23 protein-coding genes are annotated in these 20,291 nt (G+C 62.8%); 5 read left to right on the top strand and 18 right to left on the bottom strand.

Annotated features, from left to right (window positions below; translation table 11 throughout):
* Positions 1 to 48: 48 nt before the first annotated feature.
* The 7 genes from WEB61_RS06100 to WEB61_RS06070 all read right to left on the bottom strand — a co-directional run bounded on the left by WEB61_RS06100 (position 49) and on the right by WEB61_RS06070 (position 5,557).
* Positions 49 to 579, bottom strand: coding sequence for a TspO/MBR family protein (locus tag WEB61_RS06100; RefSeq protein ID WP_368063443.1), 531 nt, complete (start codon positions 577 to 579; stop codon positions 49 to 51).
* Positions 569 to 805: a DUF4170 domain-containing protein gene (locus WEB61_RS06095; RefSeq protein WP_368063442.1), complete on the bottom strand. Its 237-nt coding sequence runs from the start codon at positions 803 to 805 to the stop codon at positions 569 to 571. The genes WEB61_RS06100 and WEB61_RS06095 overlap by 11 nt, the downstream gene beginning before the upstream one ends.
* Before the next feature lie 77 nt (positions 806 to 882).
* Positions 883 to 1,692: a 3'(2'),5'-bisphosphate nucleotidase CysQ gene (locus tag WEB61_RS06090; protein ID WP_368063441.1), complete on the bottom strand. Its 810-nt coding sequence runs from the start codon at positions 1,690 to 1,692 to the stop codon at positions 883 to 885.
* Positions 1,679 to 3,055, bottom strand: coding sequence for a TldD/PmbA family protein (locus WEB61_RS06085; RefSeq protein ID WP_368063440.1), 1,377 nt, complete (start codon positions 3,053 to 3,055; stop codon positions 1,679 to 1,681). Before WEB61_RS06085 ends, WEB61_RS06090 begins: the two co-directional genes overlap by 14 nt.
* A gap of 21 nt (positions 3,056 to 3,076) precedes the next feature.
* Positions 3,077 to 3,481 carry an MAPEG family protein gene (locus WEB61_RS06080; RefSeq protein WP_368063439.1) on the bottom strand — a complete coding sequence of 135 codons (405 nt, stop codon included), beginning with the start codon at positions 3,479 to 3,481 and terminating at the stop codon, positions 3,077 to 3,079.
* Between the two features lie 117 nt (positions 3,482 to 3,598).
* Complete coding sequence (arfB, locus tag WEB61_RS06075) at positions 3,599 to 4,024, bottom strand: alternative ribosome rescue aminoacyl-tRNA hydrolase ArfB (RefSeq protein ID WP_368063438.1); 426 nt, start codon at positions 4,022 to 4,024, stop codon at positions 3,599 to 3,601.
* A 6-nt stretch (positions 4,025 to 4,030) separates the two neighbouring features.
* On the bottom strand, positions 4,031 to 5,557 hold the full coding sequence (locus WEB61_RS06070) for a UbiD family decarboxylase (protein ID WP_368063437.1): 1,527 nt from the start codon (positions 5,555 to 5,557) through the stop codon (positions 4,031 to 4,033).
* 160 nt (positions 5,558 to 5,717) lie between these two features.
* Between WEB61_RS06070 and WEB61_RS06065 the strand changes: the two genes are divergently transcribed.
* A complete protein-coding gene (locus WEB61_RS06065) occupies positions 5,718 to 6,320 on the top strand; it encodes a DUF6101 family protein (RefSeq protein ID WP_368063436.1) in 603 nt (200 codons plus the stop codon).
* A gap of 1 nt (position 6,321) precedes the next feature.
* On the opposite strand, the gene WEB61_RS06060 is transcribed toward WEB61_RS06065, so the two are convergent.
* The 6 genes from WEB61_RS06060 to WEB61_RS06035 all read right to left on the bottom strand — a co-directional run bounded on the left by WEB61_RS06060 (position 6,322) and on the right by WEB61_RS06035 (position 11,370).
* Entirely contained in the window at positions 6,322 to 7,110 is a 789-nt protein-coding gene (locus WEB61_RS06060) for an enoyl-CoA hydratase (RefSeq protein WP_368063435.1), read from the bottom strand.
* 144 nt (positions 7,111 to 7,254) lie between these two features.
* Positions 7,255 to 7,905, bottom strand: coding sequence for a methyltransferase (locus WEB61_RS06055; RefSeq protein ID WP_368063434.1), 651 nt, complete (start codon positions 7,903 to 7,905; stop codon positions 7,255 to 7,257).
* A complete protein-coding gene (locus WEB61_RS06050) occupies positions 7,902 to 8,852 on the bottom strand; it encodes a bifunctional riboflavin kinase/FAD synthetase (RefSeq protein WP_368063433.1) in 951 nt (316 codons plus the stop codon). Before WEB61_RS06050 ends, WEB61_RS06055 begins: the two co-directional genes overlap by 4 nt.
* Positions 8,853 to 8,952: 100 nt before the next feature.
* Positions 8,953 to 9,810, bottom strand: a complete 858-nt coding sequence (locus WEB61_RS06045; protein ID WP_368063432.1) for a TIGR01459 family HAD-type hydrolase — start codon at positions 9,808 to 9,810, stop codon at positions 8,953 to 8,955.
* Positions 9,811 to 9,839: 29 nt separating this feature from the next.
* The gene (gene rsmD / locus WEB61_RS06040; RefSeq protein WP_368063431.1) at positions 9,840 to 10,409 is read right to left on the bottom strand and encodes a 16S rRNA (guanine(966)-N(2))-methyltransferase RsmD; all 570 of its coding nucleotides are present in this window, start codon (positions 10,407 to 10,409) and stop codon (positions 9,840 to 9,842) included.
* The gene (locus WEB61_RS06035; RefSeq protein ID WP_368063430.1) at positions 10,384 to 11,370 is read right to left on the bottom strand and encodes a pseudouridine synthase; all 987 of its coding nucleotides are present in this window, start codon (positions 11,368 to 11,370) and stop codon (positions 10,384 to 10,386) included. The genes rsmD and WEB61_RS06035 overlap by 26 nt, the downstream gene beginning before the upstream one ends.
* Positions 11,371 to 11,449: 79 nt before the next feature.
* Here WEB61_RS06035 and WEB61_RS06030 point away from each other — a divergent pair, with 79 nt between their 5' ends.
* The 3 genes from WEB61_RS06030 to WEB61_RS06020 all read left to right on the top strand — a co-directional run bounded on the left by WEB61_RS06030 (position 11,450) and on the right by WEB61_RS06020 (position 14,096).
* Complete coding sequence (locus tag WEB61_RS06030) at positions 11,450 to 11,923, top strand: nucleoside deaminase (RefSeq protein ID WP_368063429.1); 474 nt, start codon at positions 11,450 to 11,452, stop codon at positions 11,921 to 11,923.
* 125 nt (positions 11,924 to 12,048) lie between these two features.
* Positions 12,049 to 13,287 carry an acyl-CoA dehydrogenase family protein gene (locus WEB61_RS06025; RefSeq protein WP_368063428.1) on the top strand — a complete coding sequence of 413 codons (1,239 nt, stop codon included), beginning with the start codon at positions 12,049 to 12,051 and terminating at the stop codon, positions 13,285 to 13,287.
* A 161-nt stretch (positions 13,288 to 13,448) separates the two neighbouring features.
* A complete protein-coding gene (locus tag WEB61_RS06020; protein WP_368063427.1) occupies positions 13,449 to 14,096 on the top strand; it encodes a glutathione S-transferase family protein in 648 nt (215 codons plus the stop codon).
* On the opposite strand, the gene WEB61_RS06015 is transcribed toward WEB61_RS06020, so the two are convergent.
* The 5 genes from WEB61_RS06015 to WEB61_RS05995 all read right to left on the bottom strand — a co-directional run bounded on the left by WEB61_RS06015 (position 14,093) and on the right by WEB61_RS05995 (position 19,343).
* Positions 14,093 to 16,111: a PAS domain-containing protein gene (locus tag WEB61_RS06015; protein ID WP_368063426.1), complete on the bottom strand. Its 2,019-nt coding sequence runs from the start codon at positions 16,109 to 16,111 to the stop codon at positions 14,093 to 14,095. The two genes, WEB61_RS06020 and WEB61_RS06015, sit on opposite strands and share 4 nt — an antisense overlap.
* A gap of 150 nt (positions 16,112 to 16,261) precedes the next feature.
* The gene (locus WEB61_RS06010) at positions 16,262 to 17,341 is read right to left on the bottom strand and encodes a phosphotransferase (protein ID WP_368063425.1); all 1,080 of its coding nucleotides are present in this window, start codon (positions 17,339 to 17,341) and stop codon (positions 16,262 to 16,264) included.
* A 78-nt stretch (positions 17,342 to 17,419) separates the two neighbouring features.
* A complete protein-coding gene (locus WEB61_RS06005) occupies positions 17,420 to 18,439 on the bottom strand; it encodes a fatty acid desaturase family protein (RefSeq protein WP_368063424.1) in 1,020 nt (339 codons plus the stop codon).
* Positions 18,436 to 19,092, bottom strand: coding sequence for a TetR/AcrR family transcriptional regulator (locus tag WEB61_RS06000; protein WP_368063423.1), 657 nt, complete (start codon positions 19,090 to 19,092; stop codon positions 18,436 to 18,438). The genes WEB61_RS06005 and WEB61_RS06000 overlap by 4 nt, the downstream gene beginning before the upstream one ends.
* Positions 19,093 to 19,172: 80 nt before the next feature.
* On the bottom strand, positions 19,173 to 19,343 hold the full coding sequence (locus tag WEB61_RS05995; protein ID WP_368063422.1) for a hypothetical protein: 171 nt from the start codon (positions 19,341 to 19,343) through the stop codon (positions 19,173 to 19,175).
* A gap of 160 nt (positions 19,344 to 19,503) precedes the next feature.
* Between WEB61_RS05995 and WEB61_RS05990 the strand changes: the two genes are divergently transcribed.
* Positions 19,504 to 20,291: MFS transporter (locus WEB61_RS05990; protein ID WP_368063421.1), on the top strand; the 788-nt coding region annotated here is incomplete at its 3' end.

Raw genomic sequence — 20,291 nt, 5'->3', positions numbered from 1 at the left:
GTAAACGCTTCATTCAATTGATCTTTTGGCCGATTTCCGGGTCGTTCGTCAATTCAGCAGCGCGACGCCGATCGTCAGGTATGTAGCAAACAACGTCCATGCGAGATAGGGCAGCAACAACAAAGCCGCCAGCCGGTCGATCTTGAGAAACGCCATGATCGTGAGCCAGATGGCGCCATCAAGAGCCAGCACGACCAGGATGGCGAGAGCCGGACTTTTCAATCCGAAAAACACGATGCTCCAGGAGAGGTTCAGCGCAAGCTGCATACCAAACAAGGCGAGCTGTCCTCCGGCCTTGTCGAAGCTTCCGGCCGTCCGCCAGACAAGCCAGGCCGAGATCGCCATCAGGAAATACAGGAAATTCCAGACAACCGGAAAAATCCACCGGTCCGGGTTGAGCGGCGGTTTGACCAGCGTCTCATACCAACCGCCGACGCTCGTTGAGGTTACTGCTCCGGCCGACCAGCCAACAATAAAGACAGCGGCCAGAAAACCGAAAAGACACGCGAGCGACAAGATCGTACTCGGACCGGGCGACGCCTTTCCGACCATGCGGGGCGACGGGCGTTCAGTTGTCATGGTCGCCATCCTCATCCGGATCGAGAAGCCGATGGAGATGCACAATGAAGTAACGCATATGCGCGTTGTCTACCGTTCGTTGAGCTGCCGCCTTCCACGCACGGTGCGCTTCGACATAGCTCGGGAAGATGCCGACAATATCGAGGGCCGCCGTGTCCTTGAACTCTCTTCTCTCCAGATGCGTCAGCTCGCCGCCGAAGACGAGATGGAGGAGTTGCTTTGACATAATGGCCTCTGACCGGGGGAATGCCGAATGCGAGTCGGATCCTATCACGACCGCACTACCTCGCGAAGAAATCCGGACTATCGGGGCAGCCGGACGGCACCCACTTTGGCAAGCAGGGCATCATGGAGCGCCGAACCGGCGACGAGCAAACTTCTGTGGCGTGTGCTTTCCCGATTATAGATAAAGGGCTCACCGTCATGTGTCGTCATCCGGCCCCGGGCCTCATTGACGATGAGATCGGCCGCAGCAAGATCCCAGTCGCTTTTCGCATTGAGCGCCAGCGCCGCGTCGGCCGCGCCGCAGGCGACAAGCGCGATTCGGTATGCAACGGAATTGCGCTCCAGAATTTCCATTTCGGGCCATGGCGCGATGCCGGCGCGTTCCCAGCCGGGATGCTTGAACATCGGCGCGAAGGCGGCAATCCGACACCCTTCGATCCGGGAGCAATTGCTGACATGAATCGGCGCGCCGTTGAGCCGTGCGCCGCCGCCTGCCGTCGCTTCGAAAAATTCGTCGGTCGCAGGATTGAAAAGCACGGCCAGCGTCGGCCGCCCCTCCGTCACCAACGCGACGGATACAACGAAATGGGGATCGCCCCTGGCGAAGGCACGTGTGCCGTCAATAGGGTCGACCACCCAGGTCAACGGCCGCGCGAGGCGAACCGGATTGTCTTCAGTTTCTTCCGACAGCCAGCCGTAGCCAGGCCGTGCGCCTGTCAATCGCGCGCGCAAGAGATCGTTGACTGCAATGTCGGCTTCGGTGACAGGGCTGTTGTCGGCACCCTTCGACCATTTCCTGAGATCGGTGCCGAAATAGCGCATGGCAAGCGCCCCTGCATCTCTGACCGTTTCCTTCAGCAGAGTGAAATCACTGTCAGGTACCGGCAACTGTCATCCCCTCGACGCGGATGGTCGGCGCATTGGTGCCATGACGAAATTCCAGATCGTCCGCCGGCGTCATGTTCAGGAACATGTCCTTGAGATTTCCAGCGACCGTGATTTCGCTCACAGGATAGACAATTTCACCGTTTTCGATCCAGAAGCCGGAAGCGCCACGGCTGTAGTCGCCGGTGACACCGTTGATACCCATGCCAATCAACTCGGTGACATAGAGCCCCTGTTTGATGTCGGCAATCAATTCGTTCACGTTGAGGCAACCGGCCTCCATATAAAGATTGGTCGGAGCCGGTGACGGCGGCCCGCCCGCCCCGCGCGCCGCATGCCCGGTTGTGGCCAGGCCGAGTTGGCGTGCGGTCGCGCTGTCGAGCAGCCATGTCATCAGGCGTCCGTTCTCGACCAGTATCATGCGGCTGTTCCCGACACCCTCGCCATCGAACGGTTTCGAGCGCAAGCCGCGCTTCATATGCGGATCGTCGACAATCGAAACGCCATCGGCAAAAATCGAGCGGCCCATGTCGTTTTTCAGAAAGCTGGTACCACGTGCGATCGATGTTCCTGAAATCGCGCTGGAAAAATGACCGACAAGCCCACCCGACACGCGCGGGTCGTAGACGACCGGTACGGTTTGCGAGGGGACCTTGCGCGGATGCAAGCGCCGCACGGCTTTCTCGCCGGCACGCTTGCCAATGACGGCTGCCCCTTCGAGATCCTGCGCATGCCGCGCCGTCGTGTAGTCGTAGTCGCGTTCCATGGCGGTGCCGTCGCCTGCCAGGACCGAGCAGGAAACGGAGCAAGAAGTGCCGGCGTAGCTTCCAGCAAATCCGTTTCCGGAACCGTAGCCGGTCACCAGGGCAACACCGGAGCGGCCCCAGCCGGCGCCGGCGCCACTCGAATTGGTAACGCCTTCGACGGCGAGGGCCGCTTCCTCGGCCTCCGCGGCGAAGGCCGCAAGTTGTTCGGCCGTGGGCGGTACGCTCTTGTCTTCAATGTCGAGATCGGGCCAGTCTCGCGCCAGCAGGGCCGCATCGGCGAGCCCGCAATATGGGTCTTCCGGCGCGGCGCGCGCCATCGCCACCACCCGTTCGATCATCGGCGCCAGCGACGCTTCCGACAGATCGGTGGTGGAAACGCTTGCCTGACGTTTGCCGATGAAGACGCGCAAGCTCACATCGCAGCCCTCCGAACGCTCGACGTCCTCGAGCTTGCCGAGCCGCCACGAGACGCCAAGCGAAATGCCTTCCATGGCGACCGCTTCCGCAGCCTCGGCTCCCGCCTTCAGCGCGCGGTCGACCAACGCCGACGCCGCGTTGAGCGCAGACGGCATTCCACCGGCCGTTGCCGTCCTGGTCATACGTGTTGCTTCCCAATCATGCTAGAGCAATGCGTAATAGAGGCAGGCGAGGCCCGCCACAAGCTGCCCTATCCATGTCAACAGAGTCCCGACGAGGCGCGGCGGCGTCGAAGCGCCTGTGCGCGAAACGCCGATCGCATGCAGGACGCGGCCGATGGTGAGCGCGAGGCCGACGATATGCAGCACGATAATCGAAGCCGAAAGCATGTGCAGAATCACAAGACCGATAAGCCCGATGGGTGTGTATTCGACATTGGTGATGTGGGCACGGCTCGCATTGTAGAGCTTGTCATCGTCGCCGGTGCCGGTCATCACATTGGTGCGAATCCGGTTCGCCGAGACGCGATAAGCGAGGAACAGATTGATGAGAATGTTGAGGCCGGCATAGACGCCGACGATCGCCAGCGAAATCGAGTAGAAGGTCATCGAGCACCCTCCCTTTTTCTTGTCATGGGCTTGATTCTCCGTGTCGGCCGCGAGGCTAGCACGGCGTACGGCCTGCATGACAGCGTGGGGAAAGTATCTTTCAGGACAAAAAGTATCTCAATCGTCCCCGCGAAGCGTGCGGCTGCGAAGCCGCTTCGTCGCGCCGCGCTTCACCTTGCTCTCAAGACGCCGCCGTTTCTCCGCGCGGCTTGGTCTGGTCGGCACGCGAAACCTGGGCTGGTGCGCGGCGGCGGCGATCATCTCGACCAGACGGTCGACAGCATCGCGGCGGTTCGCCTCCTGCGTGCGGAAACGATTGGCAGTGATGACGATGACGCCGTCCTTGGTGAGCCTCGCCCCCGCGATACGCTCCAGCCGCTCCTTGACGCGCCCGTTCAGCGAGGGTGAGTTGCGCACGTCGAAGCGCAGCTGTGCCGCCGTCGACACCTTGTTGACATTCTGCCCGCCCGGCCCGCCGGCGCGGATATAGGTGATCGAGACTTCACCGTCGCCGATGGAGAGCGTGTCCGTGACGGGGGTCATGGGGCGTCACTTCCAGATCGGCTTGCCCGTACCCGGCAGGCCGAGTTTCGACCATTTCTTCGTCACAGCCTCGATCACCTCTTCATCCATACGTATCTGGCGGCCCCATTCGCGCTTCGTCTCGGGCGGCCATTTGTTGGTCGCATCGAGGCCGATCTTGCCGCCGAGGCCGGACTCCGGCGAGGCGAAGTCGAGATAGTCGATCGGCGTGTTCTCGATCAGCGTCACATCGCGCACGGGGTCCATGCGCGTCGAGATCGCCCACATGACGTCCTTCCAGTCGCGCGCGTCGATGTCGTCATCGACGACGATCACCCATTTGGTGTACATGAACTGCCGCAAGTATGACCATGCGCCCATCATCACGCGTTTGGCGTGGCCGGGATAAGCCTTCTTCATCGAAATGACGGCGATCCGGTAGGAGCAGCCTTCGGGCGGCAGCCAGAAGTCGATGATCTCGGGAAATTGCTGCTGCAGCAGCGGAATGAAGACTTCGTTCAGCGCCTCGCCGAGGACGGAAGGCTCGTCCGGCGGGCGGCCGGTGAAGGTCGAGAGATAGATCGGATCCTTGCGCATCGTGATCGCGCTGACGGTGAAGACCGGGAACTTCTCGACCGAGTTGTAATAGCCCGTGTGGTCGCCGTAAGGGCCTTCGTCCGCGTAATCCTCCAGCGAGACATGGCCTTCGATGACGATCTCGGCTTCCGCCGGCACTTTCAACGGCACCGTCTTGCAGTCGACGAGTTCGACCTTCTGGCCGCGCAGGAGGCCTGCGAACTGATACTCGCTGAGCGTGTCCGGCACGGGCGTGACCGCGGCGAGGATCGTGCCTGGATCGGCGCCGATCACGCAGGCGGCCGGCAACGGTTCGCGCTTTTCGCTCTTCCAGCGTGCGTGATGCTGCGCGCCACCTCGATGCGCCAGCCAGCGCATGATCGTCTTGTCGCGAGAGAGCACCTGCATCCGGTAGATGCCGAGATTGAAATCGTCCTCGCGTTTTGTGCCCGGCCCCTTGGTCACGACCAGCGGCCAGGTGATGAGGGGCGCCGGTTCGCCCGGCCAGCAGGTCTGGATCGGCAGGTCGTGAAGATTGATGTCGCTGCCCTTCAGCACAACCTCCTGACACGGTGCGTTTGAAAGCGTCCTGGGCTTCATTGCCATCACCGTCTTCAGCAACGGCAACATTTCGAACGCCTCGCGGAAACCGCCCGGCGGTTCCGGCTGGCGCAGGAAGGCGAGCGCCTCGCCCACCTCGCGCAGATCCCGGGCATGACGCCGCTCGACACCGCCCATCGTCACGGCCTGCGCCACCCGTTCCACCGAGCCGAAAAGGTTGACCAGAACGGGCATGGGTGACGGCCGCCCGTCGGCCATCAGCGCCTGTTCGAACAACACCGCCGGCCCCTGTTCCGCCAGCAGCCGGGTCTGTATTTCGGTCATCTCCAGGACGGTCGATACGGGCTCCCGGACCCGGGCGAGATCGCCAGAGGCGTCGAGTTTCGACAGGAATTCGCGCAGCGAGGCGTAGGACATCGGTTTTCCGGGCTTTCTTGCGGTTTTCCGGGCCTGGGGCGTCCGGGCGCGCAGAATGCCGTATTCCCGCATTCCTGCCAAATTGACCCGATCCGTTAACAGGGCGCCAACCGTTCCCCGCCTAGGCTTGAGGGCTGAAGGCAAGGCAGGAGTGCGTCATTTGACCACGGACAAAACAGAACCCCGGCGACAGGCGCCGCGCATCTGGCGTGGCGGCGAAATTGACGCCGATCCTTTTTGCCTGCCCCAGCATGTCGCCATCGCGGCGACGGAGCTGCTGCCGCGCAGCTTCGGCTTCATTCGCTATGCGACGATCTTTGCCGACGCCGTGACCGCAAACGACTCCTCACCGATCCTCGGCGTTTTCGAATGGTCGGAGCCTCTTTCGGCCTATGACGGCATCGCGCTCAGGGTGGTTGACCGCGACAGGCGTCGTATCGAGAAATCGCTTCTGGTCGAATTGACCCACCGCACAAATCCGAAACGCAATCTCGTCGTCCATGCCTCGCATGACGGGCTCGACGCGCCGGCGCGCTGGCGTTCATGGGGCCGGATGCTTCGGCTGCCGCTGCTGGTCGAGGACCGCGAGGGAACGCTTCATCCTGCCGAACGCAAGCTCGGGGCGCTCCATGTCGGCGAACCGCAACCCCATGCCGGCGCCAATCCGCTGTCGGCCCGGCGGCCGCTCAGTTTCGGCCAGTCGGGCCAGCCGCGCCTCTGGGGCCAACGCCTTGTCGGCGGCGCGCGCCCGCCCGCTTATTGATCTAGCTCACCTTTGAAAAATCCGGGGGGCGCTTTTCGAAAAAGGCGCTGATCGCTTCTTTTACTTCGTCGGAACGAAGCTGCGCACCGAAGACGCGGGCCTCGGCCTCGCGCGCTTCGCCGACCCGCGGACGGTCATTATCTTTCAGCAGCGCCTTGGTCGCCCGCACCGCATTGGGCGCCTTCGCGGCAAGCGCCTTGGCGCGTGCAAGCGCTTCCACGGGCAACTCGTTGTCAGGGAAGACATCCGCAACGAGTCCGATGGCTTCTGCTTTTTCCGCACCAATCTTCTTGCCGGTGAGGAAGAGATCAGCCGCCTTTTGAATGCCGATCTGACGCTGCAGCAGGAAGGTCGAGCCCGCTTCCGGCACGAGGCCGAGATTGACGAAAGGCATCTGGAAGGTCGCACTCGCGCCCGCATAGACGAGATCGCAGTGAAGCAGCATGGTGACGCCGACGCCGACGGCAAGCCCGTTCACCGCCGCCACGACGGGCTTTTCGGCATTGGCGAGGTTTTCGAGGAAGCGCGTCACATGCGGCTTTTCCTTCGGCTGTTCGTCAACGGGCGTCGTGCCCGCCTTGGCGAAGTCGGCGAGATCATTGCCCGCCGTGAAGGAACCGCCGGTGCCGGTGTAGTAGGTGACGCGGATTTTCGGGTCGGCATCCGCCGTCTCGATTGCGTCGGCCAGCACCTTGTACATCTCCGCCGTCAGCGCGTTTTTCTTGTCTGGACGATTGATGGTGACGATCTGGACACCGTCTTCGATGGTCACGAGCACATGATCGGTCATCGGGCGATCCTTCGATTGGGCGTTGCAGCCATGCCAATAAGTTCCGTTTCGGAATTTAGGAGATGGGCGCCCACCTGCGCAAAGCCAATCCATGCAAAGCACTGTGCGTGAGACGGGGGTCGTCTGACCGGATTTGAACAGGTTTCACGCCGGTAGCACGCGCCAGACGCTGGTGTTGCGGACGTCAGTGTCCTCAAGCTCGCGCGTCGTTTTCACGGCATAGGAGACCAGTTTTTCGAGGCCCGATTTCGGCAGATAGGTGCGGCCCGGATCGCCGATCAGTACCGGCAGCCCCTCGCCGGCGAATTTGCGAAGCCACGCTTCGATGCGCGCCGCAAGCGGTCCCTCGTAGCACATGTCGCCAACGAGAACGATGTCCCAGCCGCGATTGTCGATGCCGACGAGATCGTCAGTTGTGGTTGCGACAACAACACCATTCGCCCCGGCATTGAGGGCGATCGCCGCCGTTGCGAAGGCGTCGATGTCGGCGGCAAGCGCGGACACTGCTCCCGCTTTCATCGCGGCAATGGCGATGAGCCCCGAGCCCGAACCGAAATCGAGGACACGGGCACCGCGCACGACTTCCGGATTGTCGAGAATGTAGCGCGCCAGCGCCTGGCCGCCCGCCCAGGCGAAAGCCCAGAAGGGCGGCGGCAAGCCGCTCTTTTCAAGTTCTTCCTCGGTCATCTGCCAGATCGGCACGATCTCGCTGGCGAGGTGCAATCTTATTTCGGGAATGAGCGGCGGTTCGTGAAGTGCGGTGTTTTCCCGGATGAAGCGAGTGGGATCGCTCATGTCCCGGCTGGAAGCGCGGCCAGGACGGCGCGCGCCTTGTCGCTGTCCCTGGCAATCTGCGCTTTCAGGCTTTCCAATCCGTCGAACTTCTGTTCGGGACGCAGATATTCGATGAAAGACACGGCTGCGTGCGCGCCATAGATGTCGCCATCGAAATCGAAAATGTGAGCCTCCAGCAGCACGTCCTGCTTGTCGAAGGTGGGCCGCCGGCCGACATTCGCGACGCCGTCGTAAATGCCCTTGTGCGGCCCATCCTCGATCTCGATCTTCACCGCATAGACGCCCAGCGCCGGTTCGACGTGATCCTCGAGCGACATATTGGCGGTTGGAAAGCCAATGGTGCGGCCGCGCTTGTCGCCCGGCTGGATATGCGTCTCGACGGTCCACCAATGGCCGAGCAGTTTTGCCGCACCGCGCGGATCGCCCTTGGCGAGACGTTCGCGGATGCGGGTCGAGGAATAGGCTTCCCCGCCGTCCCGCACCTCCTCGACGATGCTGACGCCGAAGCCTTCCATCTCACCCATATAGGAAAGCGCCGTGGCATCGCCGCCACGCGCCTTGCCGAAACGAAAATCATAGCCGGCCACGAGGTGAACGGCACGAAGACCGTCGACCAGCACATCGAGAACGAACTCCGGCGCCAGCCTTTGCGACATGCGCTGGTCGAAGGGCAGCGCGGCCAGAATATCGACACCCACTTTTTCCAGCAGCCGCGCCTTGGCGCGGAAGGGGGTCAGCCGGAAGAAAGGCCGATCGGGGAAGAAAAACTGCTGCGGATGCGGCTCGAAGACAAGGACACCGAGCGGCACGCCGAGCTCGCCCGCAACCCGTGCCGCTTCGCCGATCACCTTCAGGTGGCCGAGATGCACGCCATCGAAATTGCCAAGCGCATAGACGCCGCCTTGCAGGCCGGGCGGCACGTGCTCGTGATGGCGGATAATCTGCATCGGCGGGGGTCGGAGCTCCGGGGCACTAGGTTTGGCCAAAGGTGATGGCGGATCGGTCCCTGTGCGTCAAGTGCGGGCGACCGGACACCCTGCGTCACGCTTACCAGACGAGACGAGGCATGGCACCGACGGCGGCGACGCCCGCGCGTGCCAGAACGGCGGCAACGCGCGGGCCTTCCGGCTTTTCGGGCGCCGGGCCGCAATCGGCGGCGGCGATGCCGCCGGTGATGAAAAGCGCGTCGATCCCTGCGTCATTGGCCCCCATGATGTCGGTCATCGGGCCGTCGCCTATGGCGAGTATTCGCGCGTCGGCGACCGGCGCGCCGGCAATTTCGGCCAAGCGGCCACGCGCGACTTCGTAGATCGGCCGGTGCGGCTTGCCGAAATAGACGACCTCACCGCCGAGTTCTTCATAGAGCGCAGCCAGCGCGCCGGCACAGTAGATATGTTTCGTCCCACGCTCGACGACGATGTCGGGATTGGCGCAGACGAAAGGCAGCTTCCGCGCGGCAAACTTCCCGAATTGCTCGCGATAGTCCTCCGGCCCTTCCACTTCATCATCGAAGGGCCCGGTCGCGAGGATGAATTCGGCGTCCGCTTCATCGACACACGTAACGCCGGTGCCGTCGAACAGGTTCAGATCGCGATCGGGCCCAATGTAGTAGCAGGCCTCGCCCAGCGCCCTGCTCGCAAGATAGGTGCGCGTCGCATCGCCCGAGGTCAGGATGCCGTCATAGACATCGGACGGAATACCCAGACGCCGGAACATCTCCGGCAGCGCCGTCGAAGGCCGCGGCGCGTTGGAGAGCAGCAGCACATGCCCGCCCTTGGCGCGGAAGTTACCCAGGGCATCGGCGACGCCCGGATAGGCTTCGCGGCCATTGTGCAATACGCCCCAGACATCGCAAAGGAGCGCGTCATAACGGGAAGCCAGCGCGGAGAGACCGGAAATCAGCAACGGAATGTTCCTTTGACGAGGGAGCGGCGTCAGGCGGGAGCCCGCATAAAAACGATTTCGGTGACGCCGTAGCGCCGCCGGTCGACTTCGTCGAAACCTTCCGGCGCAACGAAGTCGGAGGTTACGGCTTCCTCGACGATGCAAAGCGCGCGGGGCGCAAGCCAGTCGCCGTCGCGCGCCGAAGCGAGCGCCGCTTCGGCAAGCTTCCGGCCGTAGGGCGGATCTGCAAAAACAAGCGAGAAGGCCGGGCCGACGCTGCCGGGCCGCGGACCGAGCGAGGTCGCATCGCGCTTGTAGAGCTTGGCATTGCCGTTGAGACCGAGATGCTCGAGATTTTCGCGAATGACGGCACGGCTCTCGGCATGGTCATCGACGAAAAGCGCGAAGGCCGCACCGCGCGACAGCGCTTCGAGTCCCAAAGCGCCCGAGCCGGCGAAAAGATCCAGGACCCGAGCGCCTTCGAGCTCGAAGCCATCGAAATCCGCATGGGCCAGGATATTGAACAGCGCCTCACGCGCACGCTCGCCGGTTGGCCGTACGCGGTCGCCTTTTGGTGCGGCGATGACCCGGCCCCTAAGGGCGCCGCCGACGATCCGCATGGCGCCCCTTTCCCGTACCGGCCGCATCGGCTTTTTTTGCGCGGAAGGTTTTCAGTCGCGGTTTCGTCCCGCCCGGTTTTACGCTCGCTTTTGCCGATGGCTTGCCTGCCGGTTTTCCCGTCGATTTTTCCGGCGCTTCTCCGGCCTGTTTCCGGAGTGCACTACCCGCCGGTTTCGCCACCGCACCCGTCTGCCCAAACTTTTCGGCATGCGCGCCGAGCTGGTCCATCAAGACGCGGTTCGGCACCTGCGCGACCTCGCCTTCGGCGAGATCGCCGACCTGGAACGGTCCAAAGGAAAGCCGGATCAAGCGGTTGACCTTCAGGCCCAATGCACCGAGCACGCGCTTCACCTCGCGATGCTTTCCCTCCTTGAGGCCGACCGTCAACCAGACGTTGGAGCCCTGTACCTTGTCGAGCTTCGCCTCGATCGCACCGTAGCGCACGCCGTCGACCGTGATGCCGTCTTTCAGCTTGTCGAGATCGGTCTGGGTAACCGCGCCCCAAGCACGCACCCGGTAGCGCCGCGTCCAGCCAGTGGCCGGAAGCTCCAGCAACCGTGCCAGTTCGCCGTCATTGGTGAGCAGCAAAAGCCCCTCGGTGTTGATATCGAGGCGGCCGACCGAAACGACACGCGGCATGCCGGCGGGCAGACGCTCAAAGACGGTGGTGCGGCCCTCGGGATCCTTCGCCGTGGTCACAAGGCCGGCCGGCTTGTGATAGCGCCAGAGCCGCGTCGGTTCCTGCTTCGGCAGCGCCTTGCCGCCAACGACGATCATTTCGCGGCCCGTCACATTGAGCGCGGGGCTTTGCAGCACCTTTCCATCGACCGTCACGCGGCCTTCCGCGATCAACTGTTCGGCCTCGCGGCGCGAGCAGATGCCCGCACGGGCAATGACCTTGGCGATGCGTTCGCCCTGGGGCGATGTTTCGGAGACGGGGGATTTCGGACGGGCGTTCATGGCCCCTCTTTATCAGGCGGCTCGCCAGACTGAAAGCCACAGCTTGACGGAGCCGCCGCGGCACGGGCAGGGTCCGCCCATGACTATCGATAACAGGTCCGAAACCGCTTCCCGCCCCATGGATATGGCCTTCGCCGAAGCCGAGGCCGCCGGCGCGCGCGGCGAAGTGCCGATCGGCGCTGTGGTGGTCGATGCGGACGGCGCCGTCATTGCCCGCGCCGGCAACCGGACGCTGGAGCTGAAAGACCCGACCGCCCATGCCGAAATGCTGACGATCCGTGAGGCCTGCGCCGCACGTGGCTCGGAGCGGCTTGCCGGCTGCGATCTTTATGTAACGCTGGAACCCTGCCCGATGTGCGCGGCGGCGATCTCGTTTGCACGGCTGCGCCGGATTTACTATGGAGCGGCAGACGAAAAAGGCGGCGGTGTCGACCATGGGCCGCGCATTTTCGAGCATCCGACCTGCCACCACCGGCCAGACGTCTATGGCGGTCTCGGCGAGACGCGGGCGGCCGCACTTTTGCGCGACTTTTTCGCCGCCCGCCGGGACTGACGGCGCATTGCCGCATTGACGGCTTTCCGCGTGATTTGCGGGGCGCAACCCGCTAGAGTGCGCCCATTCGACATTGAGATGGGGGTCCAGGCCCCCAACCACAAAAAATACGAAGGGAAACCCCGATGAATTTCGAACATACCGACAAGGTCAAGGAGCTGCTGGCCCGGCTTGAGCGGTTCATGGACAAATACATCTACCCGAACGAACAGACCTACAACGACCAGATGGAGAAGTTCCGCGCCGAGGGCAATCCGTGGCAGGTGCCGCAGATTCTCGAGGACCTGAAACCGAAGGCCCAGGAAGAAGGCCTGTGGAACCTGTTCCTCCCGGAATCCGAGCGTGGCGGCGGCCTCACCAACCTCGAATATTCGTCGCTTTGCGAAATCATGGGCCGCGTCGGCTGGGCGTCCGAAGTTTTCAACTGCTCCGCGCCCGACACCGGCAACATGGAAGTGCTGGAGCGCTACGGTAACGAACGCCACAAGAAGGAATATCTGGAGCCGCTGCTGCAGGGTAAAATCCGCTCCGCCTTCCTGATGACCGAACCGGCCGTGGCCTCTTCCGACGCCACCAACATTGCGACGCGCATCGAGCGCGACGGCGACGAATACGTCATCAACGGCCGCAAGTGGTGGTCGTCGGGCGTCGGCGACCCGCGCTGCAAGATCGCGATCGTCATGGGCAAGACCGATCCGAAGGCCGACACCTATCGCCAGCAGTCGCAAATCCTGATGCCGCTCGATGCAAAAGGCGTCAAGGTCGTGCGTATGCTGCCGGTCTTCGGCTATGACGACGCACCGCACGGCCATGCCGAAGTCATTCTCGAAAACGTCCGCGTGCCGGCCGAGAATCTGCTTCTCGGCGAAGGCCGCGGTTTCGAAATCAGCCAGGGTCGCCTCGGGCCTGGCCGCATCCATCACTGCATGCGCACCATCGGCGTTGCCGAACGCGCGCTCGAAAAGATGTGCGAACGTCTGCTGACGCGCGAAGCCTTCGGCAAGAAGATCGCCGATCACTCCGTGTGGGAGCAGCGTGTGGCCGAAGCCCGCACGGAAATCGAGATGTGCCGCCTGCTGACGCTCAAGGCCGCCTATATGATGGACACGGTCGGCAACAAGGTTGCCCGCACCGAGATCGCCATGATCAAGGTGGCGGCACCGCGCATGGCGCTGAAGGTCATCGACGACGCCATCCAGGCGCATGGCGGCGGCGGCGTGACCACCGATTTCGGTCTTGCCAAGATGTATTCGGGCATTCGCACGCTGCGTCTGGCCGACGGTCCGGACGAGGTGCACAACCGGACCATCGCACGGCTCGAGTTCAGGAAGTACAAGGAAAAGCTTCGCGCGGCCGCCGAGTGATCGCGGTGTGCAATAATGTCATTCGCGGGCGCTGCGTCCGCAGTTGACCGAAGTCCGGAACGGCCGGCCCTGCAAAACAGGGCTGGCCGTTTTCGCGACCGCCCGGCAGGCGAGATCGAAAAACGAAGAGCAGCGGAACGCAGCCCATGACTTCCTCCCCGATGAAACTGTACAACGCGCAACTCTCGCCTTTTGCGGCCCGGTGCCGCCTGGCGATCTATACAAAAGGCATCGACGTCGAGATGATCGATGTCGGTCCGGGCGACGTGCCTCCCGAGCTCGATACGCTGACGCCCATGCACAAGGTGCCGTTGCTGGTGCATGGCGACGTGGTCGTGCCGGAGTCGGAAACGATCTGCGAATATCTGGAAGATCTGAAGCTCGGCACGCCGCTGCGCCCCGAAGGCGCTGCCGCGATCGCACGCATGCGACTGCTCGCGCGAATTGGCGATCTCTACATCATGGAACCGATGGGAAATCTGTTCGCCCAGATCAACCCGCAAGGCCGCGACCAGGCTCTCGTCGATCGCGAAATGATCGAGCTTGTGAAAGGCATCGGCTGGCTGGAATACTATCTCGACGGGTCGCCATTCGCGGTCGGCGGCCGTCTGAGTCTGGCCGATTGCGCGCTGGTCCCAATGCTCTTTTTCTTCGACCAGATCGGACCCATGTTCGGCGAGGCCGCGCCGCTGAAGCATTTTCCGGCCGTGGCTGAATACTACAAAGGCATTCAGCGCCACTCGGCAGCGGCAAAGGTCATTGCCGAACTCGACGCCGCGCTGCGCCGCATGATGGGGAACAAGGCTTAGCCCCCGGCCATATTGACGAGTTCGGGATTGCCCGACGGTTCGCTTGCAAGCGCCTCCTCCGGTTCCGCTACCGGCATCGGCACGACGCAATGCGGCGTCAGCGGCAACATCACCGTCACGACCGTCCCCTTGTCGAGCTCGCTCTCGATCGACATGACGCCACCATGCAACTCGGCCAGTGAACGCACCAGCGCGAGACCGAGACCCGTGCCCTGCTTGCTCAAGGCCGCGTCGGTCGCCACCTGTTCGAAGGGCTTTCCGAGCCGCGCGATCTGGTCGTCAGGAATGCCGCGCCCGTTATCCGATACCGCGATCCTTATACCGTCCTCCGCCGCGCTTACCGTTACCGATACCTTGCCGCCCGAGGGCGTGAACTTGATCGAGTTCGACAGCAGATTGAGCACGATCTGCTTCAGCGCGCGCTCATCGGCGACAATCTCGTCCACCGTCAAATCATCGGACATGTGCATGGCGAGGCCGATACCGTTTTCTTCGGCACGGCCGCGGACAAGACGCATGCTCGAATCCAGCAGATGGTGCAGGTTCACCTGTTCCAGATGGAGTTCGTATTTGCCGGCTTCGATCTTGGACATGTCCAGAATGTCGCTGATGAGATCGAGAAGCAGCGCGCCGCTTTCATTGATGAGTTGGGCGTATTCGAGATAGCGCGTATGGCCGAGCTGGCCGAACATCTGCATCCGCAGAATCTCCGAGAAGCCGATAATGGCATTGAGCGGCGTCCGGAGTTCATGACTCATATTGGCAAGAAAGCGCGACTTGGTGCGATTGGCCGCTTCGGCGCGCTCACGCGCGTCCATCAGTTCCATTTCGTGGCGCTTTCGTTCGCCGACATTGCGGCTGATACCGATGATCTCGGTCGTCCGTTCTCCCGCTTCGTCGCGCGCGGCACGCAACGTGGTCTCAAGCCATGCGTAGTCGCCGTTCTTGTGACGGAAACGATAATCGAACTGCACTTCCTTTCCCTTGACGGCGCATTCGATAAACGCTGCCCGAACGCGACCGAAATCATCCGGGTGAACCATAGCTTCATCGATCGGCTTGCCGACGAACTCGTCCGGCGTACGCCCCAGAATCTGTTCGACCGCCGGCGACATGAAGATGACGCGGGCTTCAGTATCGTAGTGCGCGATGATGTCCGACGCCTGCTCGGTCATCAACCGGTATTTGGCTTCGCTGGCTTTCAGCGCCAACTCGCCCGCCACCTCCTCGGTCACATCCTCGGCGAGGCCGACCAGCGCACCGATCTCGCTATGGGCGTCGCCCTCCGCATAGGCATGGGTCTTGATATAGCGATACTCGCCGTCATCGGCGCGGAACCGCGTAATGCAGTTCACCGGCTCCTGCGTCTCGAAGGCATCGAGGAATTTCGAGAGCAACTCGTCGCGGTCGTCCGGATGCACAAGATGCTCGTACCAATCGCCGCCGTGCGGCAATTGCGTCTCGTCGCGTCCCAGTATGCGCGCAACGCCGCGCGACCATTGCGGCGCCGGCTCGCCCTTGACCCATCGCCAATGACCGAAACGCGCGAGCTGTTCGGCCTCGCGAAGCTGGCTCTCCAGCCGGTGTGTTTCGGTAACGTCGCGCGAGCAACAGAGAATGCCGGCAACATCCGGGTCCGCCAACAGATTGCGGGCGCGCGCTTCGATGCGTCGCCACGTGCCGTTTGCGTGAGGCAGGCGGACAATCTCCAGGACCGTGGAGTCGGGCACACGGACGCATTCCTCGAATTTCCTGTGCAGCCGGTCTCGATCGTCGGGATGGACCAGTTTGAAAATGGAATGGCCGATCAATGGCTTTTCCGAAGTGCCGATGACTTCGCGCACCGCCGGGCTCTGATAGGTGATGACACCGTCGCGATCGAGAATCGTCAGAATGTCGCCTGCGTTCTCGACAAGCGCGCGGTAAAACCGTTCGACGGGACGCGGGCAGCCTTCGGCGGCGCGTGTCGAGGCGGCCTTGTCGGCAACGTGCTCCGTTTCTACGGAACGTTTCATCCCTGCTCCCCACATCCGGCGCCTGGCCGGCCATCGTCATGCGGACGATCGGTTCGTCCGTAACGGGGGAAATGCTAGAAGGATTTGTTTAACGTTCCCTTGTGTCGCGATATCGGGCTAACGCAACTTTAACCTTGTTTTGCGGCTGTTTCAGTCGGCGCGCTGCACGATCTCCCAAGCGTGGTCGGCAAGCATGCGACAGGAATCGCCCAGAGTCATCGCCCGCTCCGAACTCGCATTGCCATCGAGGCCGCGTTTGTAGACACCCTGGCTGATGGAGGCGAGACGGAACATCGAAAAAGCGAGATAAAAGTTCCAGTGCGGAATGCCGTCGCGGCCCGCATGGCGGCAATATTCGGCGACGAATTCCTGCTCGGTCGGCACGCCGGGCGTCTTCGTCCGGTCGATCGCGCTCGCACCGCCGGCAACGCCCAGAAGGTCGTACATGCAGGCATAAGCGACATCGGCAAACGGATGGCCGATGGTGCAGAGTTCCCAGTCGAGCACCGCAATCATGCGCGGCTCGGTCGCATGAAACATCGTATTGCCGAGGCGGTAATCGCCATGCGCGATTGTTACGGACGGTTCGTCGGGAATATGCGCCGGCAGGTAATTGATGAGCTCTTCCATCGCCGGCACGTCGGCCGTCTGCGCGCTGCGATATTGCTTGATCCAGCGGCCGATCTGCCGCTCGAAATAGTTCCCGGGTTTGCCGAAATCGCCCAGACCCACTTTTTCGTAATCGACCTTGTGAAGCCTGGCGAGGTTCTCGGCGAGATTGGCGTAGACCGCGCGGCGCTCGTTTTCGGATGAGCCGGGCATAACCGACTCGCGGAAGACGCGGCCTTCGAGGTAATCCATCACATAGAACGATGTGCCAATGACGCTCTCGTCCTCGCACAGTGCATACATATGCGGAACGGGAACATCGGTCTCGCCGAGCGCCTTCATCACCCGATACTCGCGATCGACCTGGTGTGCGCTCGCCAGCAACTGGCCGGGCGGCTTCTTGCGCATCACGTAGCGCTTGCCCCCGCCGGCGCCCGTCGTCGTCAAAAGGAATGTGGGATTGGATTGACCGCCTTCGAACTGACGCACCTCAAGCGCGCCGCCAAAGCCTTCCACGGCATCGCGGCAATAGGATTCGAGACGCTTGATATCGAAACGATGCGCCTCGCGGATTGCCGTCGTCTCGTCTGCTGCCGGATTGGCGGCCTGATTGTCGGCCATGCGCGTCTCTCTCCCTTAACCGAATATCTGTTGGGAGAGACTTATCACGCGGGCCGCAGGCGGCAAAGGCGGCGCGGTTTACGCGGCGTCCTCGGCGGGCTTGAAGCCCTCGCCCATCGTGCCATCGACCCGGCGCTTGCGCGCATTGTGCACAAGTTCGCCCGGCCGGTCGTCGGTATCGGGCCGCGATGTCGCCATGCGAATGACCGCGCGGTAGCCCGGCTTCGTCTCGATGCGCGGGCCGTAGCCATTGGCGATCAGGAAGGCGCGTGCCTTGGGGAGATTGTAGCAGGGCACCCACATCATCAGGTGATGTTCGACGTGATAGTTGACCCAGTAGGGCGCGAGGAAAGCGCGTTCGATCCAGCCGGCTTTCGTCGTGCGCGCCTGGCGGAACGGATCGTTGTCGTCGGGCACCATCGCATGCTCGGCGATATTGCGGATGCGCGTGATCGCCTGCTGCCAGGTCAGGAAGGGAACCAGCCAGAGGACGAAATAGAGATACCAGTGGCCGGATGCCGCGAGGATGCCGAAGATCGCGAGTTGCGCGACCGTCGCGCGGCCAAGCTTGTCCCGGTAATGCGCGAGGCGCTGCTTGAGCGGCCATTCGGACTTGCCCACCGCGTTGAGAATTTGCGCCTTGCGCTGCTGATAGCCGGTCTGACCCGTCAGATCGCGGATCATCTTGCGGCGGAAGCTCTTGCGCGTGATCGGGAACGGCGCCGAGAGCACGAGGTCGGGATCTTCCGGCTGCTGTGTATGCGCGTGATGCTGAAGATGGTAACGGCGATAGGCGAGCGTCTCGGCCATCATCGGATAGGCGCAGAGCCACTGGCTCAGGAACATGTTGAGCTTCTGGTTGTGCGTCAGAATGCCATGCGCGCCGTCATGCATCAGGATCGCCAGACCAAGCTGGCGCGCGCCGATGACCATGACCGCGAGAATGTAGGTCAGCGGATTGGGGAAAGCGACGAAGACGGCCATCGCACCGAAGATGACGGCCCAGCCGTGCAAGACCAGCCATGTGCCGCGCCAGTCCGAGCGCTTGCGGACGATCGCAAGTTGCGAGGGCGTGAAGAGTTCTTTCGCGGTGCTCATGCCGTTGCTCTCCGTTCGATCTTTCCGGCTTTCCGTTCCGGCAATGCCGCGCCGACACCCGCAAGGCAGAAAGCGACAATCTCGTCGACAATGCGGTCGGGATCTTCGTCGAGTTCATGCGATTGCGGCGCCAGCGGTCCGATCAGCGCTGTCGGAATGGCGCCCGCGATGCAGGCTGCGGCAATCCTTACATTCATCGGCGGCAATTCGCCCGCTTCGACCCCGTCTTCAAGAATGCGCGCGAAAATCTCGGCATGGGTGCGGCGGAAGAAGGCGCGCTCCTCGGCGAGATTGGCGTCGACCGGTTCGGCCAGCAGCGCATAGGCAAGCCGGCGGCCCTTGACGGCGCGGCCGGCAAATGTGCGCAGGACTTCGACCAAGCGCGCTCGCGCAGGATCGTCGCCGCTCGCGATGGTCGCCAGCAGGCCCATCTCCTGCGACGAGACTTCGCGAAAGATCTGTCGGCAGAGTTCTTCCTTGGAGGAAAAATAGCGATAGAGCGTGCCCGTGGCGACGCCGGCGCGGCGCGCCACTTCGCTCATCTGCGCGGCCGCGAAACCGCCCTCCGACACGAGGTCGCGCGCGGCGTCGAGAATGCCGCGCCGAGTGTCGGCGAGACGGGCTGAAACCTTGTCTGTCTGGCGGTAGGCCAAGATATGAACCTCAATTCATTTCAAGAAATGAACCACGGTTCATGCTCACCTGTCAATCGGTGGGGGGAGGTCGACGCGGCTCAATCAGCCGCGCGCAGGGCCGGGCCGAAGCCGCTTAATGGCTTGTTCTGCTTGACTTTTTCGGGCACATCCTGCCGCACTTCAACAAGCTCGACCCAATAGGGCTGACCACTGAAGGCTGCCGCGGCGAATGCGGCCTGATGAAGCCATTCTCTCAGCATCCTGTTCATCGATGCCTCCTTATGTTGCGTTGCAGCATATCTAGCCATGCGGTGCAAAAATTCAAGTGGCACAGGCTGCGTCAAAAGCGCATATCGGGTTGCGCAGGAAAGGCGGCGACTCGCTTATGGTTCTGCGGCATAACCCGGAACCCGAAACGCCGGTCCGCCCATGAGCCCTGCCCCGCCAGATCGTCCCGATACGGAAGAAGAAGACAGCCCGGCGGGCCTCTTCCGGCTGCGCGATTTCCGCTTCTATATTTCGGGACGCTTCCTCGGCACGCTTGCGATGATGATCCAGTCGGTCGCGGTCGGCTGGCAGGTCTACGACATGACCGAAAGCCCGATGGCGCTGGGGCTTGTCGGCCTCGCGCAATTCCTGCCGATGGTGCTGATCACCCTGCCCGCCGGCGACATTGCCGACCGCATCGACCGCCGGCTGATCGTCGCGGCATCGGCGGTGCTCGAGGCGGTGGCGGCCGGATGGCTGATCGCGCTGTCGCTTCTCGGCACAAGCGACGTGATGTGGTTTTACGCCGCACTGGCGCTGTTCGGCACGGCACGCGCCTTCATGGCGCCGGCCTCGCGCAGCTTCGTGCCTTTGATCGTCACGGGCCGGCAGATGCCGCGCGCCATCGCGGTCAGTTCGTCCTCGTTCCAGATCGCCGTCATCACCGGGCCGGCGCTGGGCGGCTTCCTCTATGTTCTGGGGCCCGTCGTCGCCTATGGCACGGCGCTCGTCTTCTTCCTCGTTGTCGCCATCGCCTTCCTCGGGATGAAGGTACGGCCGGCGCCGCTGCCGCAAGGGCCCGCCGTCACGGCCATTCACCGGCTGACGGCCGGGATTTCCTTCATGCGCCGCTCGCCCATCGTGCTCGGCGCGATCTCGCTCGATCTCTTCGCGGTGCTCCTCGGCGGCGCGGCGGCGCTGTTGCCGATCTATGCGCGCGACATTCTGGA

This window comes from Parvibaculum sp., from assembly GCF_040882025.1.
Classification (GTDB): domain Bacteria; phylum Pseudomonadota; class Alphaproteobacteria; order Parvibaculales; family Parvibaculaceae; genus Parvibaculum.
Note: the sequence above shows the minus strand (reverse complement) of the source record. Positions and strands in the feature narration are given on the sequence as shown.

Excerpts from the sequence above, each read along its gene's own strand:
- WEB61_RS06100 (WP_368063443.1), bottom strand. The coding sequence starts at position 579 with ATGACAACTGAACGCCCGTCGCCCCGCATGGTCGGAAAGGCGTCGCCC.
- WEB61_RS06095 (WP_368063442.1), bottom strand. The coding sequence starts at position 805 with ATGTCAAAGCAACTCCTCCATCTCGTCTTCGGCGGCGAGCTGACGCAT.
- WEB61_RS06085 (WP_368063440.1), bottom strand. The coding sequence starts at position 3,055 with ATGACCAGGACGGCAACGGCCGGTGGAATGCCGTCTGCGCTCAACGCG.
- WEB61_RS06080 (WP_368063439.1), bottom strand. The coding sequence starts at position 3,481 with ATGACCTTCTACTCGATTTCGCTGGCGATCGTCGGCGTCTATGCCGGC.
- arfB (WP_368063438.1), bottom strand. The coding sequence starts at position 4,024 with ATGACCCCCGTCACGGACACGCTCTCCATCGGCGACGGTGAAGTCTCG.
- WEB61_RS06070 (WP_368063437.1), bottom strand. The coding sequence starts at position 5,557 with ATGTCCTACGCCTCGCTGCGCGAATTCCTGTCGAAACTCGACGCCTCT.
- WEB61_RS06060 (WP_368063435.1), bottom strand. The coding sequence starts at position 7,110 with ATGACCGATCATGTGCTCGTGACCATCGAAGACGGTGTCCAGATCGTC.
- WEB61_RS06055 (WP_368063434.1), bottom strand. The coding sequence starts at position 7,905 with ATGAGCGATCCCACTCGCTTCATCCGGGAAAACACCGCACTTCACGAA.
- WEB61_RS06050 (WP_368063433.1), bottom strand. The coding sequence starts at position 8,852 with ATGCAGATTATCCGCCATCACGAGCACGTGCCGCCCGGCCTGCAAGGC.
- rsmD (WP_368063431.1), bottom strand. The coding sequence starts at position 10,409 with ATGCGGATCGTCGGCGGCGCCCTTAGGGGCCGGGTCATCGCCGCACCA.
- WEB61_RS06035 (WP_368063430.1), bottom strand. The coding sequence starts at position 11,370 with ATGAACGCCCGTCCGAAATCCCCCGTCTCCGAAACATCGCCCCAGGGC.
- WEB61_RS06030 (WP_368063429.1), top strand. The coding sequence starts at position 11,450 with ATGACTATCGATAACAGGTCCGAAACCGCTTCCCGCCCCATGGATATG.
- WEB61_RS06025 (WP_368063428.1), top strand. The coding sequence starts at position 12,049 with ATGAATTTCGAACATACCGACAAGGTCAAGGAGCTGCTGGCCCGGCTT.
- WEB61_RS06020 (WP_368063427.1), top strand. The coding sequence starts at position 13,449 with ATGAAACTGTACAACGCGCAACTCTCGCCTTTTGCGGCCCGGTGCCGC.
- WEB61_RS06015 (WP_368063426.1), bottom strand. The coding sequence starts at position 16,111 with ATGAAACGTTCCGTAGAAACGGAGCACGTTGCCGACAAGGCCGCCTCG.
- WEB61_RS06010 (WP_368063425.1), bottom strand. The coding sequence starts at position 17,341 with ATGGCCGACAATCAGGCCGCCAATCCGGCAGCAGACGAGACGACGGCA.
- WEB61_RS06005 (WP_368063424.1), bottom strand. The coding sequence starts at position 18,439 with ATGAGCACCGCGAAAGAACTCTTCACGCCCTCGCAACTTGCGATCGTC.
- WEB61_RS05995 (WP_368063422.1), bottom strand. The coding sequence starts at position 19,343 with ATGAACAGGATGCTGAGAGAATGGCTTCATCAGGCCGCATTCGCCGCG.